The organism is Actinomyces sp. oral taxon 448 str. F0400 (genome assembly GCF_000220835.1).
Taxonomy (GTDB): Bacteria; Actinomycetota; Actinomycetes; order Actinomycetales; family Actinomycetaceae; genus Actinomyces.
The window spans coordinates 1,547,550-1,566,117 of record NZ_GL985606.1 but is presented as its reverse complement, the minus strand read 5'-3'; the positions used below and the strand labels follow the sequence as shown (position 1 = coordinate 1,566,117).

At 69.7% G+C, this 18,568-nt stretch carries 16 protein-coding genes; all 16 read right to left on the bottom strand.

Annotated features, from left to right (window positions below):
• Window positions 1–386: 386 nt before the first annotated feature.
• Window positions 387–1,649: a tyrosine--tRNA ligase gene (tyrS, locus tag HMPREF9062_RS06695; protein WP_009749324.1), complete on the bottom strand. Its 1,263-nt coding sequence runs from the start codon at window positions 1,647–1,649 to the stop codon at window positions 387–389.
• Between the two features lie 174 nt (window positions 1,650–1,823).
• Window positions 1,824–2,441: a class I SAM-dependent methyltransferase gene (locus HMPREF9062_RS06690; protein ID WP_009749323.1), complete on the bottom strand. Its 618-nt coding sequence runs from the start codon at window positions 2,439–2,441 to the stop codon at window positions 1,824–1,826.
• Complete coding sequence (locus HMPREF9062_RS06685) at window positions 2,431–2,991, bottom strand: MarR family winged helix-turn-helix transcriptional regulator (RefSeq protein ID WP_009749322.1); 561 nt, start codon at window positions 2,989–2,991, stop codon at window positions 2,431–2,433. The genes HMPREF9062_RS06690 and HMPREF9062_RS06685 overlap by 11 nt, the downstream gene beginning before the upstream one ends.
• Complete coding sequence (locus HMPREF9062_RS06680) at window positions 2,988–3,413, bottom strand: hypothetical protein (RefSeq protein ID WP_034253900.1); 426 nt, start codon at window positions 3,411–3,413, stop codon at window positions 2,988–2,990. Before HMPREF9062_RS06680 ends, HMPREF9062_RS06685 begins: the two co-directional genes overlap by 4 nt.
• Window positions 3,414–3,538: 125 nt before the next feature.
• On the bottom strand, window positions 3,539–4,159 hold the full coding sequence (locus HMPREF9062_RS06675; protein WP_441293815.1) for a DNA-3-methyladenine glycosylase: 621 nt from the start codon (window positions 4,157–4,159) through the stop codon (window positions 3,539–3,541).
• 56 nt (window positions 4,160–4,215) lie between these two features.
• A complete protein-coding gene (gene argH, locus HMPREF9062_RS06670) occupies window positions 4,216–5,751 on the bottom strand; it encodes an argininosuccinate lyase (RefSeq protein WP_050795330.1) in 1,536 nt (511 codons plus the stop codon).
• 78 nt (window positions 5,752–5,829) lie between these two features.
• Window positions 5,830–7,179: an O-antigen ligase family protein gene (locus HMPREF9062_RS06665; RefSeq protein WP_009749318.1), complete on the bottom strand. Its 1,350-nt coding sequence runs from the start codon at window positions 7,177–7,179 to the stop codon at window positions 5,830–5,832.
• Between the two features lie 271 nt (window positions 7,180–7,450).
• Window positions 7,451–8,674: an argininosuccinate synthase gene (locus HMPREF9062_RS06660; protein WP_009749317.1), complete on the bottom strand. Its 1,224-nt coding sequence runs from the start codon at window positions 8,672–8,674 to the stop codon at window positions 7,451–7,453.
• Between the two features lie 133 nt (window positions 8,675–8,807).
• Window positions 8,808–9,395 carry an arginine repressor gene (locus tag HMPREF9062_RS06655; protein ID WP_009749316.1) on the bottom strand — a complete coding sequence of 196 codons (588 nt, stop codon included), beginning with the start codon at window positions 9,393–9,395 and terminating at the stop codon, window positions 8,808–8,810.
• On the bottom strand, window positions 9,392–10,663 hold the full coding sequence (locus HMPREF9062_RS06650) for an acetylornithine transaminase (protein WP_009749315.1): 1,272 nt from the start codon (window positions 10,661–10,663) through the stop codon (window positions 9,392–9,394). The genes HMPREF9062_RS06655 and HMPREF9062_RS06650 overlap by 4 nt, the downstream gene beginning before the upstream one ends.
• The gene (gene argB / locus HMPREF9062_RS06645; RefSeq protein WP_253270755.1) at window positions 10,660–11,532 is read right to left on the bottom strand and encodes an acetylglutamate kinase; all 873 of its coding nucleotides are present in this window, start codon (window positions 11,530–11,532) and stop codon (window positions 10,660–10,662) included. Before argB ends, HMPREF9062_RS06650 begins: the two co-directional genes overlap by 4 nt.
• Window positions 11,533–11,633: 101 nt before the next feature.
• Complete coding sequence (argJ, locus tag HMPREF9062_RS06640) at window positions 11,634–12,839, bottom strand: bifunctional glutamate N-acetyltransferase/amino-acid acetyltransferase ArgJ (RefSeq protein WP_009749313.1); 1,206 nt, start codon at window positions 12,837–12,839, stop codon at window positions 11,634–11,636.
• A complete protein-coding gene (argC, locus tag HMPREF9062_RS06635; RefSeq protein WP_009749312.1) occupies window positions 12,836–13,954 on the bottom strand; it encodes an N-acetyl-gamma-glutamyl-phosphate reductase in 1,119 nt (372 codons plus the stop codon). The genes argJ and argC overlap by 4 nt, the downstream gene beginning before the upstream one ends.
• 197 nt (window positions 13,955–14,151) lie before the next feature.
• Window positions 14,152–14,646 carry a flavodoxin domain-containing protein gene (locus HMPREF9062_RS06630; protein ID WP_009749311.1) on the bottom strand — a complete coding sequence of 165 codons (495 nt, stop codon included), beginning with the start codon at window positions 14,644–14,646 and terminating at the stop codon, window positions 14,152–14,154.
• A 125-nt stretch (window positions 14,647–14,771) separates the two neighbouring features.
• Window positions 14,772–17,438 carry a phenylalanine--tRNA ligase subunit beta gene (pheT, locus tag HMPREF9062_RS06625; protein WP_009749310.1) on the bottom strand — a complete coding sequence of 889 codons (2,667 nt, stop codon included), beginning with the start codon at window positions 17,436–17,438 and terminating at the stop codon, window positions 14,772–14,774.
• A 1-nt stretch (window position 17,439) separates the two neighbouring features.
• Window positions 17,440–18,525, bottom strand: coding sequence for a phenylalanine--tRNA ligase subunit alpha (gene pheS / locus HMPREF9062_RS06620; protein WP_009749309.1), 1,086 nt, complete (start codon window positions 18,523–18,525; stop codon window positions 17,440–17,442).
• Window positions 18,526–18,568: the final 43 nt, after the last annotated feature.

Genomic DNA, 18,568 nt, shown 5'->3' with positions numbered 1-18,568 from the left:
CGAAATTCAGCACTCGCCGACAGCGCGGCGGCTTCTTTCCGGAAGCGCCCGATGAACTTTAGCGAGCCATCTCCGCCGAATCAAATCAGAAACTTGTGATCCCGATCTCATTCCTCGGTGGCTCGTTGTAAGCCCTCGGATCCCGAACGACTGCGACTGCCGTCGCGCGTCCGAGCCGTCGAAGAGACTACGCAGAGACCGCCCGCCGGTCAAACGAACGATCGGTGACGGTACCCACACGGCTGTCCACACGGCACCGCCGCGCCCACGGCTCCCGAACCGAGTCACTCTTCAGCGGCTCCTCCGACCTACCGCGAGCCCGACGGACCGATTCGGCCGCCAGGCGGCCGACCCGACCAGCACAATCCCGCGATGGCGCACCCTTCTCAGGCCCGCCGCGCCACCGCGAGATTGCGCCGCCCCTTGCGCACGAGAACCACCCCGCCGGCCAGAAGCTGCTCGGCGCCCACTGGTGCATCCTCGTCAAGAACTTTGCCATTGTTGAGATAAGCGCCGCCCCCCGCCACCGTCCTGCGAGCCGCACCACGTCCCCGCTCCAACCCGGTGTCCACGAGCAGATCCACGATGGTGGACTCCCCCACCACCAGCTCGCCCGCGGGCAGGTCGGCGGTAGCCGCCGTCATCGTCGCCTCATCCAGTTCGCGCAGCTCTCCGTGCCCCCACAGGGCCTCGGTGGCGGCCTGGGCGGCCCGCGCGGCGTCGGCCCCGTGCACCCAGGTCGTCACTTCGCGCGCGAGCGCCCTCTGCGCCTCGCGCGCCCTCGGGTTCTCGGCCGTAACGGCCTCAAGGCGTTCGATCTCGCGGCGGTCCAGGAAGGTGAACACCTTGAGGAACCGCACAACGTCGGCGTCATCGACCTGCAGCCAGAACTGGTAGAAGGCGTAGGGGCTGAGCATCTCGGGGTTGAGCCAGATCGCCCCGCCCTCAGACTTACCGAACTTGGTGCCGTCGGCCTTGGTGATGAGCGGGTTGGTCATCACGTGTACCGAGGCGCCCTCGACCTTGTGAATGAGATCCATGCCACCCACGAGGTTGCCCCACTGGTCGTTGCCACCGATCTCCAGGGTGCAGCCGAAGCGCCGGTAGAGCTCGAGGTAGTCGTTGGCCTGGAGGACCTGGTAGCTGAACTCGGTGTAGGAGATGCCCTCCTCGCTGGCCAGGCGTCGGGCGACGACGTCCTTGGAGAGCATGGTTCCCATGCGGAAATGCTTGCCGAGATCGCGCAGCAGGTCGATGGCGCTCAGGTCGCCGGTCCAATCGAGATTGTTGACGATGCGAACAGGGTTACTCCCGTCGACGTCGAGTAGGCTCTCCAGCTGGGCCCGCAGATCCTCGGCCCAGCCCGCGACCACGTCCTCGGTGTTGAGCGTGCGCTCGCCCTTCGCCCGAGGGTCGCCGATGAGACCGGTGGCTCCGCCGACCAGGGCGAGAGGATGGTGCCCGGCCATCTGGAGGTGACGCATGACCTTGATGGCGACCAGATGTCCGTGATGCAGACTCGGCGCGGTGGGATCGAACCCGCAATAGAAGGTGACGGCCCCGTCAGCAAGCGCCGCTCGCAGCGCGTCGATGTCGGTGTGCTGGGCGATGAGCCCGCGCCACTGCAGTTCGTCCAGGATGTCCGTCACTGTCCAGTCGCCTTCCGTGGGTTGTCGTGCTTCCCGCACGCGTAATCCCGGCGCGTCACGCCCGGGTCCGGCTGATACCTCCGGCGCAGATAGTCTGCCATGCTCCGATCCGACTCCCGTGATGAAGCGGGAGCGCAGAGCTGTGAGAGCTGTGAGACGGATACGGGGATTCCTTCACGAGACCCCCTGTGCCGGCCGGTCCCATATGAGGGTGTATCGGTAGTAGAAGCGCCGTCGAATGGTTGCCCCGGGAAGCAACCGGGATGCCGCTGCACGAATCTCGGCCAGGGTCTGTCTCGGAGGACGCGTGACCACACCGATGTCGGGCGTCTCCCGGCGCAGGGTACCGACCACGCGCAGAGGTAGGACAGCCAGCGCGGACAGCACCCAGTCCCACAGGCTCCCGTTGGCGGCTAGGCCGACGACGATGAGCCGCCCGCCGGGTGCCACCAGCTCGCTCAGCCTCGCCAGGGCGGGTTCCAACGGGAGGTGGTGCAGCGTGGCCACGCAGCTGACCGTCTCAAAGGTTCCGATGCGCTGAGGCAGGTCGGGATCCATGACGTCGTCGAGTAGCACCTCGGCCTGCGGATTCTGTTCCAGACGTCTACGTGCTCGAGCAACCACTTGCACGTCGGGATCAAGTCCGACGACGCAGCGACACACCGTTGCCAGGTGTGCGAGCAGGAGCCCGTCACCGCATCCGACATCGAGCGCGTTCCCACCGCGCAGTGCCGCGTCCCGCACGATGCGCCGGTGAAAGGCGACGTTGTGGTTCCAGTAGTCACCGGCCACTGCGGGAGCCTGACGGAGCGGCAGCCTTGGTCAGGCCGACCGTGTCACTCAAGGTGTTGGGGCTCGCGTTCCGACCGATGGACGCATCGGTTTCCTCGTTGGGCTGCGCTGCAGATCCGCGCACCACGGCACCGGCGTCGCCTAGCAGCGCCTCGCGCAGGCGGGGCATGGTGGCGAAGTACGCCTCATCGGCATCCTCCACCAGACGCGTTGCCCGGGCCCCGACATCCCTCCCTGCCGCTGTCGTGGTCACGATCCGGGCACGGGCGTCCTTGGGATCCTGCTGGCGCGACACCAGGCCGGCCCGCTCCAACCGGCGCAGCACCTGGCTAGCGGTTTTCACGTCCATTCCCGCCTGGGCCGCAATCATGACCTGGCTGGCCCCGTCCCCTTGCTCCTCGAGCCACTGCGTGCAGGCCAGGAGGACGAACTGAGAGTGCGTCAGTCCAACCGGTTCCAGGGCGGCAGCGATGTCGCGCTGCCAGGCCAGCGCGGTCCTCCACATGAGGAAGCCGGGGCTCGCCTCCGGCCCTTGGAACCGTGTCTTCACATATCGACCCTAGCAGCCTCGATGAGTGCGTCGATGGCCTGCGGAAAGTCCTCAGCGATTTTCGGACCGATCGCCGGGCCAACATCGTCGGCACCGGGGCCGTCGACGTCGAGGCGAGTGACAACAACGCTCTTCCCCTGCGTTCCTGTGGGCATGAAGGAGTGTGTAAAGGTCAGCTCCACTCCCCCATAGGAGACCCGGTCCGCCTGGACATGAGGCGGCTCCCAACGCGTCACCGTGATCTCGACACTGTCCTGCCCGGCCGGTGTCATCGTGATCGACGCACCAGGTCCCACTGACTCGCGTGGTTCGTAGCGGTCTCCCTGCGGGAGCTCGATCTCACCGGAGAGCACCTTGATCCAGGTCTCCCACAGGACCTCCACCGGGAGATCCGCCGTCCGTTCACACTCAGTCGACCACATCGCTCGCCTTTCCTCGGTGTTACACGACCACAATAATCTCTACAGAGACTGTCTGTGAACCTATTATTAATCGATGGTGGGTCCTCGCGCAAGAGGAAACCTTGCAGCGTGAGATTCGGTGAGGCTCAGCCCTGTGAACGTCGCCTGGTGACGGCGGCCCTGTACGGGGAGACGGTCGGCTCGCCATCGAGCCAAAAGCGCCACGGGTAGGCCTCGCCGTCGCCGCCGGGCCCGGTCACGCCCGTGCGCGGGCCAGAGCGGATGAGCGCGGCGTCCGGCTCCCGTCCCGCCTCGGGCGGGACCAGCCAGATCCGAGTACCGGCTCTCCCCAGGCGGAGCCCGTTGTCGGCCCGTGTCAGCCCCAGAGCTTGACACAGGCGAGCCGGGCCGCGGGCCAGGTCGCGATCGACCCTGGCGGCGCTCCGGCGCCGTCGGGCGAGGCCGATCCCCTCGACCACCTCACCGGCGCGCACGAGCACGGCCCGCGACAGGCCCTCGGGACCGCACACGATATTGACGCAGTGATGCATGCCGTAGGTGAAGTAGACGTAGATGCCGCCGGCCGCCTCGAACATGACGGCATTGCGGCTCGTACGGCCTCGATAGGCGTGCGAGCCGGGATCAGCCTCTCCCCGGTAGGCCTCGACCTCGGTCAGGCGGACGGCGACGACGCCGTCATCGCCTCGAACTGCCATGACCGCCCCGAGCAGGTGCGGTGCGACGTCGACCGGATCGCCCGCGAGCAGGGCGAGAACATCCGGCGGCGTCGCGACGGGGGCGGTTCTCGGATCGGACCGCACGTTCACGCCTCCGAGCCGCCCGGCTCGCGCCGTGCGGACCCTCGGGCGGGCGGGACGGCCGAATCTCCCGATCTATCGGACGGCGAGCCCTCCCGGCTGAACGCCCGCAGCTCGGCGCAGTGCTCGATAGCGCGCGCCAGCTGCTCGGCAACGCGCTCGGGCGCCGTCCCGCCGCATCCGCGCCGGGCCGCCACCGAACCGGTGACCGAGAGGACCTCGCGCACTTCAGGAGTCAGACGAGGGTCGATGCCCGCGAGGTCGGCATCGGTCAGGTCCCACAGCTCGATACCGCGCTCCTCGCACACGCGCACGCAGGCTCCGCAGATCTCGTGGGCCGACCGGAAGGGCACGCCCCTTCCGACCAGCCACTCGGCGACGTCGGTCGCCAGGGAGAATCCCTGAGGGGCGAGCGCGGCCATCCGGTCCAGGTGCAGAGTCATGGTTCCGATCATGCCGGCGACCGCGGGCAGCAGAACCGCGAGCGTGTCGAGCGCGTCGAAAACCGGCTCCTTATCCTCCTGAAGGTCGCGATCGTAGGCCAGCGGCAGGCCCTTGAGGGTGGCCAGCAAGCCGGACAGGTCGCCGATGAGGCGCCCGGCCTTGCCGCGGGCGAGCTCGGCGATGTCGGGGTTCTTCTTCTGCGGCATGATCGACGAACCGGTGGAGAACGAGTCGTCGAGAGTAACGAAGCCGAACTCCTTGGTGTTCCAGATGATGATCTCCTCACTCAAGCGGGAGACATCCACTGCGATCATGGCCATTACGAAGGACAGCTCGGCGACGGCGTCACGAGCGGAGGTCGCGTCGATGGAATTCTCCGCGGCCGCATCGAAGCCGAGCTCGGCCGCGACGGCGTCCGGGTCCAGCCCCAGGGTGCTGCCGGCCAGCGCACCGGCCCCGTAGGGGCTCACGGCGGCGCGGGAGTCCCAATCCTTCAGGCGCTCGACATCGCGCATGAGTGGCCAGGCGTGGGCCAGCAGGTGGTGGGCCACGAGAACCGGTTGAGCGTGCTGCATGTGGGTGCGCCCCGGCATGATCGCCTCACCGGCACGGGTCGCCTGGTCCGTCAGGGCGCCGACGACGTCGAGCACGAGGCCGGCCACGTGGCGCGCCCGATCGCGCAGGTACATGCGGATGAGGGTGGCGATCTGGTCGTTGCGGGAGCGGCCGGCGCGCAACCGCCCCCCCAGATCCGCTCCGGCCCGCTCCATGAGGCCGCGCTCCAGGGCGGTGTGGACGTCCTCGTCGGCGGGCGCGGGGCGGAATGCGCCGGAGACGACGTCGTCCTCGAGGCGGTCGAGAGCGGCCAGCATGCCGTCCAGCTGGGCGGCGTCCAACAGGCCGGCGGCGGCCAGGGCTCGAGCGTGAGCGCGCGAACCGGCGATGTCGTAACGAGCCAGGCGCCAGTCGACGCGGGTCGACACGCTCAGCGCCGCGAGCGCGTCGGCAGGTCCGTCCGTGAAACGCCCGCCCCACAGACTGACGACGGCGGAGACCTCGGCGTCGGCGGATTCGCGCTGGTCGGGTTCACTGGTCATGGCCCCATCATGACCCATCACGGCGCGGACCGGGCGGACCCACAGAGCCGCGCCGGCGCCCGGAACCACCCGACCCGCTCACCGCGGCTGCGAGACGGTCTCCTCCAGAGCCCAGGGGTCGTCGTGCTCGCGCTCGACCATGCGGTGCAGGCCGAGCCAGGTGCCCAAGGCGCACACCGTCACCCAATTGCCCTCGGACAGCAGGCGGGATTCGGTCATGGACTGCACAACCATGGCGGTGATGAGCAGGGCCGGCAGAAGCACCGAGGCGTCGGAGTCCAGGTAGCGCACGGCCAGTCGGAAGGAGCGGAAGACGAGCAGCACGGCGAGAACCACGACGAGCGAGGCGCCCACGACGCCGGTCTGGAAAAGGGCCTCGATATAGGCATTGTGGGCGCTGAGCGTCGGCGTGCCGTCGGGGCGAATGACAAGGGTGGAGAACATGGGGATCCACGGGACCCAGTACATGATCCACCCCCAGCCGAGGAAGGTGTGCTGCTCCCATAGGTCGAGCACCTTCTGCCAGATCTCCCACCGACCGGTCATGTCGGGGCTGCGACCGAGCAGCGCCGCCACCTGGGAGTGTCTGCCAACAGCGAAAGCGACCAGCGCCACACCCGCTGTTGAGGCGGCCACGATGACAGTGGGCCGCTGATCGACCGGGACGTGGCGCAGCAGCCACAGGACGATCATGACGGCCCCGCACACGGCGGCCGCGACGATGACCGTGGCCGAGTCGGTCAGGGCGAGCGTGGCCACGGACAGGGCCGTCCACAGCATCAGGCTGATGAACCGCAGGCGGTGGTCCCTCCACCGCACGGCCACGCACAGCAGGGTGAGCAGGGCGATGAACGCCAGGGGGTTGCGGTTGCCGACCACGCCCTGGATCGGTCCGCCCTGGAGGATCTTGCCCTCGACCCAGATATAGGAGGGGGGGACGTCCCCCCAGTCATCCATGTAGACGGGGATCAGGGGGTGGCGCAGCACGAGGGCCACGTAGAGCTCAAGCAGGAGACTGAGAACCAGGGTTGTCTCGAGGGCGCGGCTGAGGGCGTCGGTGAGCTCGCGCAGCGACAGGCCGCAGGCGAGCAGGATCCCTGCCGCGGTGGTGGCCGCCATGAGGAGCCCGGCCAGGATGGTCTCGCGCGGATAGTGCGACCATATGACGCTCGCCATGCACAAGATGGTGTAGGCGCTGGCCACCGGCGGCAGCGCCCGCAACGGGACGCGGTGCCCCTCCCTCATGAAGACGACGAACAGCACCACGCCGCTGATCGCGGCGATGACGCCGAAGGCCCACCAGCCGACGACGTTGCGCAGCCCCTGACCGGAGAAGGTGACGATGAACGTCCACGTCCCCAGAGCGGGCATGAGGCTACGTCGATTCCCGGCGAAGGCGGCTCCGCTGCGAGCCTCGACTGCTGGCACGTGGGAGTCCTCTCATGTCATCGGTCCGCGTGCACCGCACGACGGCGGCCGCCCTTGGACACGGCGGCAGTCCGCTGGTGGTCGGCAGCCGACCACCAGCTGATCGGCAGCCGGTTCACGATAGATCCGCGGCCGGTCCGTCCTGCCGCCCGATTGACGTCTGCATTGCTACCCGCATCGTAGGCGCATCACGGGCCGCGGCACGTCACCGACACCTTCCCGGCGCGCCCCGCAACGCCCGCTGCGGCCGGCCCGCCGGTTCACAAGCCGATCAGAAGCCGACGGCCTCGCCCATGCGCACGTCACGGGCGGCCGCGAGCTTGGCCTGCATGCCGTAGATCTCGATGAAGCCGCGCGAGGAGGATTGATCGAAGGTATCGCCCGTCTCGTAGGTCGCCAGATTGAAGTCGTACAGGCCCGACTCGGCGCGCCGACCGTTGACCATGACCCGTCCGCCGTGCAGGACCATGCGGATCTCGCCCGACACGTACGTCTGGGTGTCCTCGATGAAGGCGTCCATGGAGCGCTTGAGCGGTGAGTACCACTGAGCCTCGTAGACCAGCTCGCTCCAGGCCTGCTCCATCCGCCTCTTATAGCGGCGCTGAAGCCGCTCCAGGGTCACCGACTCCAGGGCCCGATGAGCCTCGATGAGGGCGATGGCGCCGGGCGCCTCGTAGATCTCACGGGACTTGATGCCCACCAGCCGGTCCTCGACCATGTCGATGCGCCCCACGCCCTGGGCGCCGGCACGACGGTTGAGCTCCTGGATGGCCTCCAAGGGGGTGACCCTCTTCCCGTCGATCGCAACCGGGACGCCGTGCTCGAAAGCGATGACGACCTCATCGGGCAACGGCGGGTAAGTCGGGTCATCGGTGTAAACGTAGACGTCCTTGGTGGGGGCGTTCCACAGGTCCTCCAGGAATCCGGTCTCGATAGCGCGGCCCCACACGTTCTGGTCGATGGAGAAGGGGTTGTGCTTCGTGGTCTCGATGGGCAGGTTGTGCTGCTCGGCGTAGTCGATGGCGACGTCACGGGTCAGGGCCAGGTCGCGTACCGGGGAGATGCAGTCCATGTCGGGGGCCATGGAGGTGATGGCGACCTCGAAGCGGACCTGATCGTTGCCCTTGCCGGTGCATCCGTGGGCGACGGTCGTGGCGCCGAACTCGCGGGCGGCCCTGACCAGGTGTCTGGCGATGACGGGGCGGGACAGGGCCGACACGAGCGGGTACTCGCCCTCGTACAGAGCATTGGCCTTGAGAGCCGGCATGCAGTAGTTCTCGGCGAATTCATCACGCGCATCGGCCACATAGGCCTCCACGGCACCGCAGTCCAGGGCGCGCTGGCGGATGACCTCGAGGTCCTCCCCGCCCTGGCCGACGTCGACGGCGACTGTGACGACCTCCCGGCCGGTCTGCTCGCCGATCCACCCGATGGCCACGGATGTGTCAAGACCTCCGGAGTAGGCGAGGACGACACGGTCCTTGTGCTCGCTCATATGCTCTCTTTCTTCTGGGTGGTACCGCCGGGGCGGCGTCGGGGATGTCGAGGATGAGGAAACCGGGCCACGCGGGTGGCACCGGGCGGGGACGGATCCGGCGCGGGCTCAACGCGGGTCCGATGATGCCGGCTCACGGCCGGGCGCCGGGGTCGGCTAGGGACAGCAAGTGCGCAACCAGCCGGCTGGCGACGTCCTCGGACCGGGTGACGACCAGGACGGTGTCGTCGCCCGCGATGCAGCCCAGCACGCCGGGGAGCACGGCGTCGTCAACGACACTGGCCAGCAACTGGGCGGCGCCCGCCGGCGTGCGCAGAATCACCTGGTTGTCCGCCCATTCGGCGGTCACCAGCAAGTCGGTGCACCAACGAGTCAGGCGGGGGACTGCGTGCCCGGCCGGGGGCCCGCCCTCGGCGGTTTCCGCGTCCGGGGCCCCGGGGTGGAGCTGACCGGGGGCGCCGGCCTCCGGGACCACGTAGAGCTGGATCCCCCCGGGGCCGCGCACCTTCGTGGCCCGCAGCTCGACGAGGTCGCGCGAGAGCGTCGCCTGGGTCGTGGAGACCCCGCGATCGGCCAGGGCGCGGCGCAGCTCAGCCTGAGAGCGGATGCGCTCCCTACCCAGGATCTGGGCGATCAGGCCGTGACGGGCGGTCTTGGTCGCGGGCGCCGTACCCGCCGACCGGCTCGCAGCCTCCGGCGCGGAGGACCGAGGCCGAGTCATGACGCCCCCGTCCGGCCCCTGGTGGAGAGGAGGTCGGCCAGTGCCGCGGTGAAGGCGTCGGCGTCGGCGTCGGATAGGACGAAGGGCGGTGCCAGCCGCAGGGTGTCAGGTCGAGGGGCGTTGACGATGAACCCTCGCCGCCCCAGCTCGTCAGCCACCTCACCGGCCGGCCCGACGGCGTCGGCCAGGCCGACGCCGCGAAGCAGGCCGCGACCGCGCACCTGGGTCACGGCGTCCACAGCCTCCAGACGCTCGGCCCACCGCTCACCCAGCGACGTGACCCGCGCCAGAAGATCCTCACGACGAATGGTGTCGATCACGGCCAGGGCGGCGGCTGCGGCGACGGGATTGCCGCCGAAGGTGGTGCCGTGCTGGCCCGGCTCGAGAAGCTCGGCCGCCCGGCCGGTGGCGACCGTCGCCCCGATGGGCATGCCACCGCCGAGCCCCTTGGCCAAGGTGACGACGTCGGGGGTCACGCCCGGGGCGAGCAGGTGGTGCGCCATCCAGGCCCCGGTACGCCCCATGCCGGTCTGAACCTCGTCGACGACGAGCAGCGCGCCGACAGCCGACGTGAGCTCACGAGCGGTCTCCAGGTAGCCGGAGGGCAGTTCACGCACGCCCGCCTCGCCCTGGATCGGCTCGACGAACAGCGCCGCGACATCGGGCCCCAGAGCGGAACGCAATGCATCGACATCCCCGGCGGGAACGAACTCGACGCCTCCGGGCAGAGGCTCGAAGGGCCGGCGGTAGGCGGCCTTGTACGTCAACGCCAGGGCCCCCATCGTACGGCCGTGGAAGGCGTCGACCAGGGCCAGCACCCGCGGTCTGGCGGAACCGCCGTGGCGGCGGACGATCTTGAAGGCGGCCTCATTGGCCTCGGTACCGGAATTGGCGAGGAAGGCCTTGGACCGCCCCGGACGCGCCCCGGGGAAGACCAGCTCGACGACCTGCTCGGCCAGACGGACCTGAGCCGGCGAGGTGAAAACGTTCGAGACGTGGCCCAGTGTCGCGATCTGCTCGCTGACCGCCGCCACGATCGCGGGATGAGCGTGCCCCAGACAATTGACGGCGATTCCCGCGAGCAGGTCGATGTACTCGCGACCGTCGGCGTCCCATAGGTGAGCGCCCTCGCCGCGCACGAGGACGCGCGCCGGGGTGCCGAACGTGTTCATGACGGTATCTGCATAGCGCTCGCGCCACTGCTCGTTAGTGGCGGCGGCATCCCGGCTCCGGCCGGGACGACCGGAGTGATCGAACTGGTCGGTCATAGGGTCGGGCCTCCTTTCGTGCGCGACTGTCCGGTGTGCTCGGGATGGACGACGGTGCCCACGCCGTCATCGGTGACGATCTCCAGCAGTATCGAGTGGGGTCTGCAGCCGTCGACGATGTGCGCCTGCCCCACGCCCCCCCGCACCGCTCGAAGACAGGCCTCCATCTTGGGGATCATGCCGGAGTCGAGGTCGGGCAAGAGCGCCTCCAACGCGTCCACACCGATGCGCGAGACCAGCGAGCTCTTGTCGGGCCAGCTGGAGTAGAGGCCCTCGACGTCGGTGAGCATGATGAGCTTCTGGGCCCGCACGGCGACGGCGATGGCGGCGGCGGCCGTATCGGCATTGACGTTCAGGACGGTGGTCGCGTCCGACACGACGGGCGCGACCGACGAGATGACGGGAATGCGGCCCTGGTCGAGCAGTTCGACGATGCTACGCGGATCGACATCGACGACGTCGCCGACCAGCCCGACGTCGACTCTCTCCCCGTCGACGGTGGCCAGGCGCTGGCGGGCGCGCAGCATCCCCCCGTCCTCACCGGAGATCCCCACCGCCGCCGAGTCGGACTCGTTGAGGAGGGAGACGAGCTCGCGCTGGACCGAGCCGGTGAGCACCATGCGCACGACATCCATGACCTCCGGGGTGGTCACGCGCAACCCGCCCTTGAACTCCGAGGCGATACCCAGGCGCTCGAGCATCGAACTGATCTGAGGTCCGCCGCCGTGGAGGACGACCGGCCGCAGCCCCACCTGGTGGAGGAAGAGGATATCGGCCGCGAAGGCCCGCTTGAGGCTCTCGTCGACCATGGCGTTGCCGCCGTACTTGATGACGATGGTCGCGCCCTTGTAGGCGCGCAACCACGGCATCGCCTCCAGGAGGACGGATGCCTTCTGGTCGGGGGTCGGACCGGCGGGCGGAACCGCGCCGCCGGCGACGCCGTCCTGAGCGGATGCGGTGATGGAGGCAGTCATGTCGTGTAGTCCGCGTTGATGGTGACGTAGCCGTGGGTCAGGTCGTTGGTCCACACGGTGGCGCGAGCGCCGCCGGCGGACAGGTCGATGTCGATACGGGTCTCGCGGGGACTCATGTCCACCAGGGCCCGGTCCTCCCCGAGTTCGCCGTGGCGGAAGAGCGTGACGCCATTGATGGTCACATCGACCTCATCGGGGTCGAACGGGCACGCGTCCTCGCTCACGGTGCCCAGCTGCGACAGCACCCTGCCCCAGTTGGGGTCCCCGCCCGCGACGGCGCATTTGAGAAGGTTGGAGGCGGACACCGTGCGGGCGGCGGTCTCCGCGGCGGCCTCGGTGATGGCACCGGTCACTGTGATGGCGATGTCGTGGGTGGCGCCCTCCGCGTCGGCCACGAGACGGCGACCGAGCCGGGAGAGGATCTCGGCGACGGCCGCATCGAAGTCCCCGGGCGCCGGGGCGAGGCCCGAGGACCCCGAGGCCAGGAGCAGGACGGTGTCGTTGGTCGACATGCACCCGTCCGAGTTGATGCGGCCCACGGTGCGGGCCGCGGCCGCCGACAGGGCGCGGGCGGCGGCGTCCGCCTCGACGACGGCATCGGTGGTGATGACGCACAGCATGGTGGCCAGGCCGGGGGCGAGCATTCCGACGCCCTTGATCATCCCGCCGACCGTCCAGGAGTCGCCGGCGGTGGTAGTGACAGTGATCGCGTCCTCCTTGGGGACGGTGTCGGTGGTCATGATCGCCGTCGCAGCGTCGTGACCGGCCCGCCGACTCGCGCTCAGGATGCGCACCGCCGAGGCGACTCCCTCCTCGAGCGCCGGCATGTCGATCGGGACACCGATGACGCCCGTGGAGCACACCAGAACATCCCCGACCGAGACACCGCAATCAGCCAGAAGGCCGGCGACGCGCTCGGCGGTGGCGGCCGCGTCCGCGGCACCCCGGGGACCGGTGCAGGCGTTGGCCGACCCGGAATTGAGGACGACGGCGCGGGCGGAGCCGGACCCGCCCCGCTCCCCGGCGATGACGCCGCGCGACCAGATGACGGGTGCGGACACGATCCGGTTGGTGGTGAACACACCGGCGGCCACGTCCAAAGGGCCGTCGTTGACGACCAGCGCCAGGTCTGGCCTGCCGGAGGCCTTGAGCCCGGCCCGCACTCCGGCGGCGCGGAACCCCTCGGCCGCGGTGACGCTCATGGGGCGACCCCCTCGACGGCGACTCCCGTGGTCTCGGGCAGACCGAGAGAGAGATTGAGGGACTGAACGGCGGCAGACGCCGTTCCCTTGCCGAGGTTGTCGATGGCGCACACCATGGTGGCCACGCCGGCGTCTCGGTCGTAGGCGACCTGCACTGCGGCCAGACCGGAGCCGACGACGGTCCCGGTGACCGGCCAGCTCCCCTCCCCCAGGAGATTGACGAGCCGCTCCCCTTCGCCGAGGGTGCCGTAGGTCGAGCGCCAGGCGCTGCGCAGGACCTCGTCGGGGTGCTCGGAGTCCAGGACGACGTCGGTGACCGGAGCGGTGACGGTGGCCAGGATTCCCCGGCTCATGGGAACCAGCACCGGGGTGAAGGACAGGCGCACGCATCCGGCGTCGGCCCCCGCACGGCAGAAGTTCTGGATGATTTCAGGGATGTGGCGGTGCGTGCCGCCGACGGCGTAGGGCCGGGCGCTGCCGAGCGCCTCGGATGCGGTCAGGTGCGGCTTGAGGGCCTTGCCGGCGCCGGAGTATCCGACTGCGAGCACGGCGGTCACCTGAGAGGTCTCGATCAACCCGGCGGCGACCCCCGGCTGAGCCGCGAGCGTGACGGCAGTGACGTTGCAGCCGGGGACGGCGATGCGGCGGGTGGACCTCAGCTTCCGTCGCTGGGCGGCCGCGACCGTCTCGTCCGCGTGGAGGAGCTCGGGCATGCCGTAGGTCCAGGCCCCCGCATAAGGCGTGCCGTAGTACCGCGCCCAGGCGTCGGCGTCGGTCAGGCGGTGATCGGCGCCGCAATCGATGACGACGGGCGCCCGGCGGCCCCACTCGCCCGCCTTCACGACCTCATCGATCGCGGCGCACAGGCTTCCCGAGGCGCCGTGGGGCAGAGCGAGAACGACGATGTCATGGCCGGCGAGGCGGGCCGCATCGGTGGGCTCCACGAGTCTGTCGGCGAGCGGGACCAGATGGGGGTGGTGCTCACCGAGCTCGTCCCCGGCGGAGGAGTTCGCCGTGACGGTACCGATCGTGATCTCCGGGTGAGCCGCGAGAAGGCGGAGGACCTCGCCGCCGGCGTACCCGGTCGCGCCGGCGACTGCTGCTGTCCACGTCATGCGAAAACCATACGCATCAATGTATATAAATACAAAATAGAACGGTCTTCTCGTTCCATCGCCTTCCTCACACCTCGCGCTCAAGGATGCACGGCACGGCGACGGACCCGCTCATGCGGGAGAGGCGCGCGGGCGCACGGCCAAGGACGGCGTCTGCGCCGAGCGGATCAGACCGGAGGAGTCATCGGACCGGAAAGTCACAGACCGTTGCACAGCGTCGCCGCGATCGAAGCGCCCCATTCGCGCACGGCGTCGAGGTCGCGGAAATCCCCCTCGGTAGCACCGCCCACACGGGCGATGCTGCGCTCCCGCAGGCTGAGCCTATCCGGCTCGAAGCGACCGGGGAAGGTCAGGTGATCCTCCGGCTCGATGGGCAGGAGGACAGGACCGATGCGGTTGAGATCGGACAGCCCGCCCTTCGGCAGGACGGACAGGCCCACCGAGAAGGCCCACACGGGACGATCCCGAAGAGCATCGCGGAAACGACGGGTGAAATCCACGGCCTCGTCGGTCCACTGCGTCATGTAGACAGCGCTGCCCAGGACGAAGGCGTCGTAGCCCTCGATATCCGTAACATCCTCGGGACGGGCCCGGACCACGTCAATCCCGGCGGCGCGCAACTGCTCGGCGATGACATCGGCCACCTCGTCGGTCGTGCCGTGACGGGAGGAGACGGTCAGAAGGATCTTCATAGGGGTAGTATCACAGCACGATCGCATCGGCGTCAGCGACATGTCCTCACAACCGCAGCGACGGTGATGATCAGCACACGCTCGACCGGCGTCCTCGCCCGGTGTCACGGGCCCGCAGCCCGCGGTCAGGCGCGCAGCTCGGCGCCCAGGCTCTTGGCGGCGCATTCGACCACGCGCCTGCGCACATCCTCCAGCTCCTGGGCCGTCAGAGTCCGATCGGGCGCCCGCAGACGCAGGGAGAAGGCGAGCGACTTGCGGCCCTCGCCCAGCTGGGGCCCGCGGAAGACGTCGAACAGCCGCACCTCCTCGGCCAGATCGCCCGCAGCCCGCCGGATGACCTCCTCGACCTGGGCGGCCGTCACCGCCTCATCGACGACGAGAGCAATGTCCTCCTTGCCCATGGGGAAGGTCGAGATCGCGCGCACCTGGAGCGCCCCCGCGGCTCGGGCGGCCTCCAGCAGCGGTTCCAGGTCGACCTCGGCGGCGCAGGCGCGCTCCGGCAGGTCGAACGCGCGCACGACACGCGGATGCAGCTCCCCCGCGTAGCCGACCACGGGCCCCGGCAGGATGGTCCCGCCCCTGCGCTCTCCGGGCAGGCGCACCTCGGCGGTGCGGCCGGGATGCCAGGGCGCCATAGGATCGGCGGGGGCCGCCACCTCGATGCTCACGCCCAGGGTGCGGGCGATGGTCCGCACCACCTCGACGGCGTCAGCCCAGGTCCACGGCCGGCCCGCGCCCAGAACCCCGGTGTGCTCGCGTTCCCCGGCCAGGATCGCGCCCACGTGGGTCGGCTGAGCGGGGATGCCCGCCTCGACAGCGGCGATCTCCTCCTCGGAGGGACGCGACTGGACTCCGGGGACCGGCGCGGGGAGGGTGCCCGCCGGGTGCGTGACGGAACCGACCTCGTAGACGGCGACATCGTCCAGACCGCGCGAGACGTTGCGGCGAGCGACCTCGACCAGCGAATCGAGCACGCTGGTGCGCAGGTACGGTGCGTCCCGCGTCAAAGGATTAGCCAACCGCACCGCCCGCCTGCGCGGGTCGTCGGCGGGCAGGCCGAGCGCGTCGTGCACGTCGCCGACGAAGGGGTAGGACAGCACCTGGGTGAGACCGGCCCCCGCCAGAGCCCGCACCACGTTGCGGCGGGCGCGTTGACGCGGCGTCAGCCCCGTCCCCGCCGGGGCGAGGGGCACGGCCGCGGGGATGTTGTCGTAGCCGTCGAGACGGGCGACCTCCTCGGCGGCGTGCGCCGCGCCGACGAGATCGGGACGCCACGTGGGCGGGGTGACGGCGAGCAGCTCGTGGCCCTCGCCATCGGTGCCGGCGGGCTCGACGGCGCAGCCGATCGTCTCCAGCAGCTCGGTGACCCGCCCGGTACCGTAGGCGACGCCGGTCAGACGCTGCGCGGAGTCAGCCCGGATGATGAGGGTGGGCGGGGTGACGGTCCTGTCGATGTCGGTGGCGGACGGATCGGCGACGCCGCCGCCGTACTCGATAAGCAGGTCGACGGCCCGCTGGGCGGCGACGGGAGCGAGCGCGGTGTCCACCCCGCGCTCGTTGCGCTTGGAGGACTCGGTGGGCAACTTGTGGCGTCGTGCGGAACGAGCGACGGACACGGAGTCGAAGTGGGCGGCCTCGATGAGGATGTCAGTGGTGCGCTCGTCGACCTCGGTGTCGGCGCCGCCGAAGATCCCGGCGAGCACGAGGGCGCGCGAGCCCTCGGCGTCGGGCGAGTCAGAGATGACGAGATCCTCGGCATCCAGGGCGCGGGTGACGTCGTCGAGGAACGTGAGAGTCTCGTTCTCGCGAGCCCTGCGCACGACGATCGGCTCGTGCAGCTTGTCTAAGTCGAAGGCGTGCAGCGGCTGGCCCAGGTCGAGCATGACGTAGTTGGTCACGTCCACGGCCAGGCTGATCGGCCGCATCCCGGCGGCGGTCAGGCGGTTCCTCATCCAAGGGGGCGTGGGGGCCGCAGGATCCAGACCGCGCACGACGCGGGCCACGTAGCGGTCGCATCCGGGGCGTCCGCGGACGGGGCTCGGGTCCCGCGGCACGACGACGTCGAAGCCGCCATCGCCAACGGGTGCCAGACCGTGGGGGTACAGATTCTCGTCGGCGGCGTCGGCCGGGTCGGTGAAGCATGCCCCGGTGGAGTGGGAGTACTCGCGGGCGACTCCGCGCATGGAGAAGCAGTAACCGCGGTCCGGGGTCACGTTGATCTCCAGAACCTCTTCGCCCAGACCGAGCAGCGCTATCGCGTCCGTGCCGGGGGCGGGCGGCTTCTCACCATCGCGGCCGTTGGCGGCCAGCCAGCGGTCGAGGACGATGATGCCGGACTCGGCGTCGGGGCCCTCGCCGATGCCCAACTCGCTCTGCGAGCAGATCATGCCGTCCGAAACATGCCCATAGGTCTTGCGCGCCGAGATTCGGAAGTCCCCCGGCAGAACCGCTCCGGGCAGGCTGACGACGACGCTGTCCCCGACACCGAAGTTGCGGGCTCCGCACACGATGCCGCGGCTGGGCAGATCGGAGGGCTCCGCGCCGGTGCCGGGGGCGTCGTTGTGGGCGGAGCCGACGTCGACGCGGCAGTAGGCGATGACCTTGCCATTGGTCTGCTTCCGCGCCTGGCAGGTGAGGACCCTGCCGACGACCAGCGGACCGGTGACGGCGGGGGGCACGATCCGCTCCTCCTCCAGGCCCACCTTGACCAGGTCGGCGGCGAGCCGGGCCGCAGTGGTGCCGGCGGGGAGGTCGACGTGCTCGCGGAGCCACTCGACGGGGACGTAGGGCATGTCAGATTCCCTTTCCGGTGGTGCCGAACTGCTGGGAGAAGCGGACGTCGCCCTCGACGATGTCGTGCATGTCGGCGATGCCGTGGCGCAGCATGAGAGTGCGCTCCAATCCCATGCCGAAGGCGAAACCGGTGTAGACCTCGGGATCGATGCCGCAGGCGGTGAGCACGTTGGGGTTGACCATGCCGCAGCCGCCCCACTCGATCCATCCCGGCCCGCCCTTCTTCTGCGGGAACCACAGGTCCATCTCGGCGCTGGGCTCGGTGAAGGGGAAGAAGGAGGGGCGCAGCCGGGTGCGGGCCTCGGACCCGAACATGGCGCGAGCGAAGTGGTCGAGGACGCCCTTGAGGTGGGCCATGGACAGGTCCGTATCGATGGCCAGGCCCTCGACCTGGTGGAAAACGGGGGTGTGCGTAGCGTCCAGCTCGTCGGAGCGGAAGACCTTGCCGGGGCAGGCGACGTAGATCGGAGGCCGGTCGGCGAGCATGACGCGGGCCTGCACCGGTGAGGTATGAGTGCGCAGCACGAGATTGGCCGTAGCCCCCGGTTCGCCCCCCACAGAAGCGCCGTCGACGTAGAAGGTGTCCTGCATCTGGCGGGCGGGGTGGTCGGCGTCGAAGTTGAGGGCGTCGAAGTTGAACCATTCGTGCTCGAGCTCGGGGCCCTCGGCGATGGCCCAGCCCATGGAGGTGAAGAAGTCGGAGACCTCGTCGACCAGGACGTCGAGGGGGTGACGGGCGCCGGGGATCGTGCGCGCAGTGGGGATGGTGACATCGACAGCCTCGGTGGCGAGCATCTGCGCCTCGGCCCGGGCCTCGAGGACATCCTGGCGCTCGGCCAGGGCCGCGTTCAGCCGGCCGCGGGCGGCGCCGAGCAGCTTGCCGGCGGCGGGTCTGTCGGCCCTGTCGAGCGACCCGATGCCGCGGCCTGCCCGGGCCAGAGCGGAGGCGTCGCCGGTGTAGGCCAGACGCACCTCCTTAAGAGCGGGCAGGTCTCGCGCGGCGGCGACGGCGGCGAGGCCCTCCTCGACGAGGGCGCTCACGCCCGCCTCATCCAGCGGCGACAACACGTCGGTGGCGTCAGTCATCTGGGACCTTCCGGTGGTCTGGGCTGCGGTCCGGGCGATCCGG

Coding starts and splice junctions, on each gene's coding strand:
- HMPREF9062_RS06680 (WP_034253900.1), bottom strand. CDS start 3,413: ATGTGGTCGACTGAGTGTGAACGGACGGCGGATCTCCCGGTGGAGGTC.
- argH (WP_050795330.1), bottom strand. CDS start 5,751: ATGACCAGTGAACCCGACCAGCGCGAATCCGCCGACGCCGAGGTCTCC.
- HMPREF9062_RS06660 (WP_009749317.1), bottom strand. CDS start 8,674: ATGAGCGAGCACAAGGACCGTGTCGTCCTCGCCTACTCCGGAGGTCTT.
- HMPREF9062_RS06655 (WP_009749316.1), bottom strand. CDS start 9,395: ATGACTCGGCCTCGGTCCTCCGCGCCGGAGGCTGCGAGCCGGTCGGCG.
- HMPREF9062_RS06650 (WP_009749315.1), bottom strand. CDS start 10,663: ATGACCGACCAGTTCGATCACTCCGGTCGTCCCGGCCGGAGCCGGGAT.
- argB (WP_253270755.1), bottom strand. CDS start 11,532: ATGCCGTGGTTGCGCGCCTACAAGGGCGCGACCATCGTCATCAAGTAC.
- argJ (WP_009749313.1), bottom strand. CDS start 12,839: ATGAGCGTCACCGCGGCCGAGGGGTTCCGCGCCGCCGGAGTGCGGGCC.
- argC (WP_009749312.1), bottom strand. CDS start 13,954: ATGACGTGGACAGCAGCAGTCGCCGGCGCGACCGGGTACGCCGGCGGC.
- HMPREF9062_RS06630 (WP_009749311.1), bottom strand. CDS start 14,646: ATGAAGATCCTTCTGACCGTCTCCTCCCGTCACGGCACGACCGACGAG.
- pheT (WP_009749310.1), bottom strand. CDS start 17,438: ATGCCCTACGTCCCCGTCGAGTGGCTCCGCGAGCACGTCGACCTCCCC.
- pheS (WP_009749309.1), bottom strand. CDS start 18,525: ATGACTGACGCCACCGACGTGTTGTCGCCGCTGGATGAGGCGGGCGTG.